Origin of the sequence: Variovorax sp. KBW07 (assembly GCF_003852515.1) — a bacterium.
Classification (GTDB): domain Bacteria; phylum Pseudomonadota; class Gammaproteobacteria; order Burkholderiales; family Burkholderiaceae_C; genus Variovorax.
The window spans coordinates 1,074-2,183 of sequence record NZ_QAJK01000062.1 but is presented as its reverse complement, the minus strand read 5'-3'; the positions used below and the strand labels follow the sequence as shown (position 1 = coordinate 2,183).

The following is a 1,110-nucleotide window of genomic DNA, read 5'->3' as shown; positions in this document are numbered from 1 at the left end:
GCCCTGAATGACCCAAGCAGCGCTTGAAACGCGCCCAAAGCGCACCCACTCAGACGGCAAGGTTTCACGCCAAAGGGCTTGATCTGTCGCGCCAAATTTGTATGATGACCTGACAAATAAGCGAAGACAGAGCCCAGCATGACAACTCCCAACAAACCAACCGTAGGACTCGTGGGCCTCGGCGCAATGGGCACCGGCATGGCGCAATCGCTGCGTCGTGCGGGCCTTGCGCCCCACGTGTTCGACGTGCGGCGCGAAGCCGCTGAAGCTTTCGCCCGCGACGGCGGCACAGCCTGCGAAACCCTCGAGGCGCTCGGCGCGCAGTGCGACATCGTCATCTGCGTCGTCGTCAACGCTCAGCAGACCGAGTCCGTGCTCTTCGGCGACGGCACCGTGCCCGGCTGCGCCGCATCCATGAAGCCCGGCAGCCTGTTCGTCATGTGCTCCACCGTCGATCCGAACTGGTCGGTCGCGCTCGAAGCTCGGCTGGCTGCACAAGGCCTCCTGTACCTCGATGCACCCATCTCCGGCGGAGCCGCCAAAGCCGCGAGCGGGCAGATGACGATGATGACCGCCGGCACGCCCGCCGCCTACGCCAAGGCCGGTGGCGTGCTCGACGCGATGGCCGCCAAGGTCTACCGGCTCGGCGACCGCGCAGGCGCGGGCAGCAAGGTCAAGGTCATCAACCAGCTGCTGGCCGGCGTGCACATCGCGGCGGCGGCCGAGGCCATGGCGCTGGGCCTGCGCGAGGGCGTCGATGCCGATGCGCTCTACGAAGTCATCACGCACAGCGCGGGCAACAGCTGGATGTTCGAGAACCGCATGGCCCACGTGCTCGCGGGCGACTACACGCCGCTGTCGGCCGTCGACATCTTCGTGAAAGACCTGGGGCTCGTGCTCGACGTGGCGCGCGCCAGCAAGTTTCCGTTGCCGCTGTCGTCTACCGCGCACCAGATGTTCATGCAGGCATCGACCGCCGGCTTTGCGCGCGAGGACGACAGCGCCGTCATCAAGATCTTTCCCGGCATCGAGTTGCCGGCACCGAAAGGAAAGGCCCCATGAGCGACATCAAGACCATCGACACCCCGCTGCTGCGCATCGGCTACGAAG

At 65.9% G+C, this 1,110-nt stretch carries 1 protein-coding gene; it reads left to right on the top strand.

Features of this window, described 5'->3' with window-relative positions; genetic code table 11:
• Window positions 1-138: 138 nt before the first annotated feature.
• Window positions 139-1,062 carry an L-threonate dehydrogenase gene (gene ltnD / locus DBV14_RS14250; RefSeq protein ID WP_124459826.1) on the top strand — a complete coding sequence of 308 codons (924 nt, stop codon included), beginning with the start codon at window positions 139-141 and terminating at the stop codon, window positions 1,060-1,062.
• The last annotated feature ends 48 nt before the right edge of the window (window positions 1,063-1,110 follow it).